8 protein-coding genes are annotated in these 7,743 nt (G+C 68.6%); all 8 read right to left on the reverse strand.

Annotated elements, in window-relative coordinates; translation table 11 throughout:
• Positions 1-378, reverse strand: a 378-nt coding sequence (locus TL10_RS28975; protein WP_043988382.1) for a DNA-formamidopyrimidine glycosylase family protein, incomplete at its 3' end; no start/stop codon positions are given.
• A complete protein-coding gene (rnc, locus tag TL10_RS28980) occupies positions 371-1,102 on the reverse strand; it encodes a ribonuclease III (RefSeq protein ID WP_043393392.1) in 732 nt (243 codons plus the stop codon). The genes rnc and TL10_RS28975, both read right to left, overlap by 8 nt.
• On the reverse strand, positions 1,099-1,671 hold the full coding sequence (locus TL10_RS28985) for a YceD family protein (protein ID WP_043393389.1): 573 nt from the start codon (positions 1,669-1,671) through the stop codon (positions 1,099-1,101). The genes rnc and TL10_RS28985 overlap by 4 nt, the downstream gene beginning before the upstream one ends.
• Before the next feature lie 56 nt (positions 1,672-1,727).
• Positions 1,728-2,465, reverse strand: a complete 738-nt coding sequence (gene sepIVA / locus TL10_RS28990; RefSeq protein ID WP_043393386.1) for a cell division protein SepIVA — start codon at positions 2,463-2,465, stop codon at positions 1,728-1,730.
• An 89-nt stretch (positions 2,466-2,554) separates the two neighbouring features.
• Complete coding sequence (gene coaD, locus TL10_RS28995; protein ID WP_043393382.1) at positions 2,555-3,031, reverse strand: pantetheine-phosphate adenylyltransferase; 477 nt, start codon at positions 3,029-3,031, stop codon at positions 2,555-2,557.
• Between the two features lie 57 nt (positions 3,032-3,088).
• Positions 3,089-3,646: a 16S rRNA (guanine(966)-N(2))-methyltransferase RsmD gene (gene rsmD, locus TL10_RS29000; RefSeq protein ID WP_081936604.1), complete on the reverse strand. Its 558-nt coding sequence runs from the start codon at positions 3,644-3,646 to the stop codon at positions 3,089-3,091.
• Positions 3,643-7,026, reverse strand: coding sequence for a pyruvate carboxylase (locus TL10_RS29005; RefSeq protein WP_043988384.1), 3,384 nt, complete (start codon positions 7,024-7,026; stop codon positions 3,643-3,645). The genes rsmD and TL10_RS29005 overlap by 4 nt, the downstream gene beginning before the upstream one ends.
• A 34-nt stretch (positions 7,027-7,060) precedes the next feature.
• Complete coding sequence (locus tag TL10_RS29010) at positions 7,061-7,669, reverse strand: vitamin K epoxide reductase family protein (protein ID WP_043988386.1); 609 nt, start codon at positions 7,667-7,669, stop codon at positions 7,061-7,063.
• Positions 7,670-7,743 lie beyond the last annotated feature (74 nt).

Below are 7,743 nucleotides of genomic sequence, written 5' to 3' on the forward strand. Positions count from 1 at the left end.
GTCCACCTCGACCAGGTCGCAGACCTGCCAACCGCCGAAAGTCCGTTGGTCGACGAAACTCAGTTCGGTGCCGTCATCGAGCACTGCCGCGATGCGCAGGTGCGACGGCCGAGCGGGTGGCCCGATCAGCATCTGGCCGCTCATGCCCAGGTGCACCACCAGCGCCTCGTCACCGTCGAGGGTCAGCCACAGGTACTTTCCGCGGCGGCCCGTGCCCGTGATCCGGCGACCGGCCAACCGGCCGGCCAGGTCCGCGGGACCGTTGTCGTGTCGCCGCACCGCGCGCGGATGCAGCACCCGCACGGTGGTGAAACCCTTTGCCACCACATGCGATTCGAGGCCGCGGCGGACGACCTCGACTTCGGGGAGCTCAGGCATTGCTGACGGCGTCAGCGTCAGGGTCGACTGCGGGACTGGCCTCCAGCGCCTGGTACGCCGCCGCAGCAGCATGCTGTTCGGCTTCCTTCTTGGTGCGCCCAACGCCTTCGCCGTAGTCGACGCCGTTGACCACCGCGCGGGCGGTGAACTCTTTGTCGTGTTCCGGGCCGGTGGACGTCACCAGGTACGACGGGACACCGATCCGGCGGGCCGCGGACAGTTCCTGCAGACTGGTTTTCCAGTCCAGACCCGCGCCCAGGCTGGCCGCGGTATCGAGCGCGGCGCTGAACAGTCCCATCACCACGGTTTGGGCCACCTCGTGCCCGTGCGCGACATACGTTGCACCCAGCAGTGATTCGAGTCCGTCGGCCAGCAGGTTGGCCTTCTGCGCGCCGCCACTGGCCATCTCGCCGCGCCCCAGCAGCAGGTAGCTGCCCAGCCCGTCTGGCGGCAGACTGCGCGCGATCTCCGCCAACGCCTGAGTGTTGACGACCGCCGATTTGAGCTTGGCCAACTCGCCTTCGCTGCGGTCCGGGTAGCGCCGGAAGATCTCGGCGGTGATCACCAACCCGAGCACGGCGTCGCCCAGGAACTCCAGCCGTTCGTTGGTCGGCAGACCGCCGGCTTCGTACGCGTAGCTGCGATGGGTCAGGGCCACAGTCAGCAGATCGTCGGGCAATGGCACGCCCAGCGCTGCCAGGAGCGGCGCACGATCTACCGTCACGTATGTTCCTCCGGCGCGATGCCGTCGGCCCCCGGGTTGTCCGACAGCATCGCCGACAACTTCGCCCACCGCGGATCGACCTTGTCGTGATGATGATCCGGCTCGGCATCGAGCAGGCGCACCCCACAGTCCGGGCACAGGCCCGGACAGTCCGGGGTGCACAGCGGCGCGAACGGCAACGTCAGCCCGACCTCGTCGATGATCGACTGCTCGAGGTCGACGGTGTCGTCGATGACGTGGCCGACCTCGTCATCCTCGGTGGTGGCCTCGGTCGTGCTGTCGGGATACGCGAACAGCTCGGTGAGGTCGACGGTGACGTCCCCGGTCAACGGGTTGAGGCACCGCGAGCACTCGCCGGTGGTCGGCGCGGACACCGACCCCGTCACCAGCACACCTTCGGACACCGACTGCAGTAGCAGGTCGAGGTCGATCGGCGCACCGGGCGCGATCGCCATCAGATCCAGGCCGATGCGCGCGGGGCTGGGCACAGTTTCGACATGCGTGATCATCGACCCGGGCCGACGGCCCAATCGCGCAATGTCAATGATCAGCGGACCGGGACGAGACATTCGTCAATCCTACGTCGACGCCGGTCACCGACCGGACGCCCTTCCGGCAAGCCGGTTCAGCGCTGGGCGTAGTCGTGGGTGCCGGCCGCGGTACGCAGCTGGTGCCGGCCCCGGCTGACCGAACGCAGGGTGCCCTGGAGGTGCTCCTCGAACTCGGCGAGCTTGTTGTCGACGTAGATGTCGCATTCGCCCCGCAGGCGGTCGGCCTCGGCGTGCGCGGAATCGACCATGCGGGTGGCCTCGGCGTGGGCGGTCTGGACCACCTCGGTCTCCGACACCAGGCGCTGCTGCTCCTTGATGCCCTCCTGCACGGCCTTCTCGTAGGAGATGTTGCCGCTTTCCAGGAGCCGGTCGACCTCGGCCTTGGCCCGGTTGGTGCTGGCCTCGTACTCACGCTTGGCGGTGCTGGCGATCCGGTTGGCCTCTTCGCGCGCCTCACCGACCATGCGCTCGCTGTGCGCACGCGCCTCGGCGACCATGCGATCGGCCTGCGCCTTGGCATCCGCCAGCAGCCGGTCCGCCTCGGAACGGGCGTGGTTGACCAGCGAATCCGCCTCGGCCGTGGCCGACGACACCATCGAGTCGGCGTGCTGCTTGGCCTCGCGCAGCATCCCGTCGCGGGCGTCCAAGACGTCCTGGGCATCGTCCAGTTCGCCTGGAATCGCGTCCTTGATGTCGTCGAGAAGTTCCAGGACATCACCCCGCGGCACCATGCAGCCTGCGGTCATCGGCACTCCGCGTGCCTCTTCCACGATCGCGCCGAGCTCGTCCAGCGCCTCAAATACTCGGTACACGGCAACACCCTCCAGGCGTAGTTGTTGTTACCAGTGTGCCTGTTGTTACTCGTGTGACTCCGCTTTGCCGGTCGGTGTGTCGCGCGGAACTATCCGGCGAGCTTTGCCTGCAGCCTCTTGTTCACCACCGCCGGGAGCAGGTCGGTGACGTCACCGCCGAGGGCCGCCACCTCCTTGGCCAACGACGACGACACGAACGAGAACTGCGGCTTGGTCGCCACGAAGAAGGTGTCGACGCCGGCGACGTGCCGGTTCATCTGCGCCATCTGCAGCTCGTACTCGAAGTCGGTGCCGGTGCGCAGGCCCTTGACGATGGCCGTCAGCCCACGGGACCGGGCGAAGTCGACGACGAGACCGGACCCGGCCTCGACCCGTAGGTTCGGCAGGTGCGACGTCGCCTCGGTGATCATCGCGATGCGCTCCTCGGCGGTGAACATCCCCTTCTTGCTGGGGTTCACCAGCACCGCCACCACGACCTCGTCGAACTGGGCCGCCGCCCGCTCGAAGACGTCGAGGTGACCAAGGGTTATCGGATCGAAGGATCCCGGGCACACCGCACCACTCATAGCCAAAGACGGTACAAGGCGCGGCCGGTTCAGACCCGACAGGTCAGCGGAGTCCGTTCAACCGGCCCACTCCGCCATTTCCAGCCGAGTGTCGCCGTACCGCCGCTCCCGCAGCACGGTCCAGCCGTCGGGCCAGACCAGCGCGGGGCCGGACGTCGGACGCTCTATCACCGCGATCGCACCGTCGGCCAACCACCCGCCCGAAACGAGCTGCCCGACAATGGCTTCCACGTCAGTGGCCGGCACGTCGTAGGGCGGGTCCGCGAACACCAGGTCCACCGGCCGGGGCGCCGACGTCCCCGCCACGCTGGACGCCGTGCCGCACCGCACCGTGGCACCGTCGACCCCGAGCTCGGCGATGTTCCGTGAGATCACCGCCGCGGCGCGCCGATCGGCCTCGACGAACAGGGCCGACGCCGCACCGCGAGACAGCGCCTCCAGCCCGAGCGCACCCGATCCGGCGTACAGGTCGAGCACCCGCGCCCCGTCGAAGTCCAGCCGCGCTTCCAGCACGTTGAACAGCGATTCGCGCACTCGATCGGTGGTCGGCCGAGTCCCTTTGGCGGGCACCGAGATCCGGCGGCCGCCGTGGCGGCCGCCAATGATCCGGGTCAGCTGATCACCACGAGCAGATCGCCACCTTCCACACCCGCGGTGGGTGTGACGGCGATCCGCGCGACGGTACCGGCCTTGGGCGCGGTGATCGCCGCCTCCATCTTCATGGCCTCGATGGTCGCGATGGTCTGGCCCGCGTCGACCTCGTCACCGACGGCGACGCCGACGGTGACCACGCCCGCGAACGGGGCAGCAACATGGTCCGGGTTGTTGCGATCAGCCTTCTCGGCGGCCGGCACGTCCGCGGCGATGGCGCGGTCGCGCACCAGCACCGGGCGCAACTGCCCGTTGATCAGGCACAGCACGGTACGCATGCCGCGTTCGTCGGGCTCGGAGATCGCTTCCAGCCCGATCAGCAGCTCGACACCCTTCTCCAGGTGCACCCGGTGCTCTTCGCCGCGGCGCAGACCGTAGAAGAACTGGTTGGCGCTGAGCCGCGACGTGTCGCCGTACTCCTCGCGGTGGGCCAGGAACTCCTTCGTCGGGCCCGGGAACAGCAGCCGGTTCAGCGCACCCTGGCGCACCACACCGGGCTGCGCCAGCTGGGCCTCGTCCTCCTCGGTCAACTGCTGCTCCGGCCGGGCCGGGCCACGGCCCTCCAATGCCTTGGTGCGCAACGGCTCCGGCCAGCCCCCGGGCGGGTCACCCAGCTCGCCGCGGAAGAATCCGATGACGCTGTCCGGGATGTCGTAGCGGGCCGGGTCGGCCGCGAAGTCGTCGGCGGTGACGTGGGCGCCCACCAGCGATAGGGCCAGGTCACCGACCACCTTGCTGGACGGCGTCACCTTCACCAGGCGCCCCAGGACGCGGTCGGCACCGGCGTAGGCGTCCTCGATCTCCTCGAACCGGTCGCCCAGGCCCAGCGCGATCGCCTGGGTGCGCAGGTTGCTGAGCTGGCCACCCGGGATTTCGTGGGTGTAGACGCGGCCGGTCGGCGACGGCAGGCCGGACTCGAACGGCGCGTACACGCGGCGCAGCGCCTCCCAGTACGGCTCCAGGTCGCAGACCGCCTCCAGCGACAGCCCGGTGTCGTACTGGGTGTGTGCCGCCGCCGCGACGATGGACGAGAGCGCGGGCTGGCTGGTGGTGCCGGCCATCGGCGCCGAGGCGCCGTCGACCGCGTCTGCGCCGGCGTACCAGGCGGCCATGTAGGTCGCCAGCTGCCCACCCGGGGTGTCGTGGGTGTGCACGTGCACCGGCAGATCGAAGCGAGACTTCAACGCCGACACCAGCTTTGCCGCCGCCGGCGGCCGGAGCAGGCCGGCCATGTCCTTGATGGCCAGCACGTGCGCGCCGGCGTCGACGATCTCGTCGGCGAGCTTGAGCCAGTAGTCCAACGTGTAGATCTTCTCGCCCGGGTTGGTCAGGTCGCCGGTGTAGGACATCGCGACTTCAGCTACCGCAGAACCGGTTTCGCGCACTGCCTGGATCGCGGGGCGCATCGAGGACACATTGTTCAGCGCGTCGAAGATACGGAAGATGTCGATACCGGTCGCCGTGGCTTCTTCGACGAACGCTGTCGTCACCAGTTCCGGGTACGGCGTGTAGCCGACGGTGTTGCGGCCGCGCAACAGCATCTGCAGACAGATGTTGGGCAGCGCCTCGCGCAGTGCGGCCAGGCGCTCCCACGGGTCTTCCTTCAAAAAGCGAAGGCCCACATCGTAAGTGGCGCCGCCCCAGCACTCCACCGAGAGCAGCTGCGGGGTCGACCGGGCGATGTACGGGGCGATCTCCAAAAGGCCGGTGGACCGCACGCGGGTGGCCAGCAGCGACTGGTGTGCGTCGCGGAAGGTGGTGTCGGTGACCCCGACGGCCGGGGTGTCACGCAGCCAGCGCGCGAAGCCTTCCGGTCCCAGCTCGACCAGCCGCTGCTTCGACCCGGCCGGCGGCGCTGCCTTCAGGTCGACGGCGGGCAGCTTGTCGCGCGGGTACACCGCCGACGGACGCGGCCCGTGCGGCTGGTTGACCGTCACGTCGGCCAGGTAGTTGAGGATCTTGGTGCCGCGGTCGGCACTGCTGCGCGCGGTCAGCAGCTGCGGACGCTCGTCGATGAACGACGTGGTCACCTTGCCGGCGACGAAGTCGGGGTCGTCCAGCACCGCCTGCAGGAACGGGATGTTCGTCGAGACGCCGCGGATCCGGAACTCGGCCAGGGCACGCTTGGCGCGAGCCACCGCAGTCGTCAAATCCCTTCCACGACAAGTCAATTTGACCAGCATGGAGTCGAAGTGCGCCGATACCTCGGCACCCAGGTTGGTGCCGCCGTCGAGCCGGATGCCGGCGCCACCCGGGGTGCGGTAGGCGGTGATCCGGCCGGTGTCCGGACGGAAACCGTTGGCCGGGTCCTCGGTGGTGATGCGGCACTGCAGCGCCGCGCCGCGCGCCTGCATGGTCTCCTGGCTCAGTCCCAACTGCTCGAGCGACCAGCCGGAGGCGATACACAACTGCGAGGCGACCAGGTCGACAGCGGTGATCTCCTCGGTCACCGTGTGCTCCACCTGGATGCGCGGGTTCATCTCGATGAACACATGCTGGCCGCGCTCATCGACGAGGAACTCGACGGTGCCGGCGCACGTGTAGCCGATCTGCCGGGCGAAGGCCACGGCGTCGTTGCACATGCGTTCCCGCAGTGCGGGATCCAGGTTCGGCGCGGGGGCCAGCTCGATGACCTTCTGGTGCCGGCGCTGGACGCTGCAGTCGCGCTCGAACAGGTGCATGACGTTGCCGTGGGTGTCGGCAAGGATCTGCACCTCGATGTGCCGCGGGTTGACGACGGCCTGCTCCAGGAACACCGTCGGGTCACCGAACGCCGAATCGGCTTCGCGGGACGCGGCTTCGATGGCCTCACGCAGGTCGGCCGGGTCGGCGACGCGGCGCATACCGCGACCACCACCACCGGCGACAGCCTTGACGAAAATTGGGAAGTGCATCTGCTCAGCTGCCGCCAGCAGATCCTGGACCGACGACGACGGCTCCGACGAGGCCAGCACGGGCAGCCCCGCGGCGCGTGCCGACTCGATGGCCCGTGCCTTGTTGCCGGTCAGTTCCAGAATGGCGGAGCTGGGTCCGACGAATGTGATGCCCGCAGCGGCACACGCCGCCGCCAGTTCGGGGTTCTCCGACAGGAAGCCATAGCCCGGGTAGATCGCATCGGCGCCGCACGCGACGGCAGTGGCGACGATGTCGTCGATATTCAGGTACGCCCGGACCGGATGGCCCTTCTCGCCGATCTGATACGACTCGTCAGCCTTGAGCCGATGCAGCGAATTGCGATCCTCGAACGGGTACACCGCCACGGTGGCGATACCGAGTTCGTTGGCCGCACGAAAGGCCCGGATCGCGATCTCGCCGCGATTGGCCACCAGGAGTTTGGAAATCACCCAGTGACCCTAGCGGGTACTGCTAGCCGGCGCGCTAGATAAGGGTGGACCAATAACTCCAGAATCGATCAAGGATCAGCAACGCGATCGCGGTGATCCACACCGCGTACAACGGCCATCGCCACTGGTACAGGGCGTACGCCACTTTGCTGCCGCCGGCCAAGGGCCGCAAGGCAATTGACGACACCACGATCAGCAGGGCCATGGTGATCACCCAGACCACCATGCAGTACGGGCACAGGGCGCCGATCTCGTACAGGCTCTGGTAGATCAGCCAGTGCACGAACACCGCGCCCAGCAGCGTGCCACCGGCCAGGCCGGCCCAGTACCACCGCGGCAGCCGAACTCCGGCCACTGCCAGCACACCCGTCACGATCACCACACTGAAGGCGGCGATGCCCAAGAGCGGGTTCGGAAATCCGAACAGTGAGGCCTGTTTTGTCAGCATCACCGACCCGCACGACAGCACCGGGTTGATGCTGCAGGACGGGACGTACGACGGGTTCTGCAGCTGGCGGATCTTCTCGACGGCCAACACGAACGCGGCGAGCTCGCCGATGACGCCGGCGAGCAGAATCCAGACGGCGGCGGGGCGGCTGACCGCCACCCCTGCCGGCCGCTCGGATGTCTCGACGTCGGTCACTGGTGCGGCGCCGGGGCGGGCTGCGGTGCCGGGGCGCCCGGAGCGGGAGCGGCGGGGGCCGCCGGGGCCGCCGG

The organism is Mycolicibacterium llatzerense, from assembly GCF_000878195.1.
GTDB classification, from domain to species: Bacteria; Actinomycetota; Actinomycetes; order Mycobacteriales; family Mycobacteriaceae; genus Mycobacterium; species Mycobacterium llatzerense.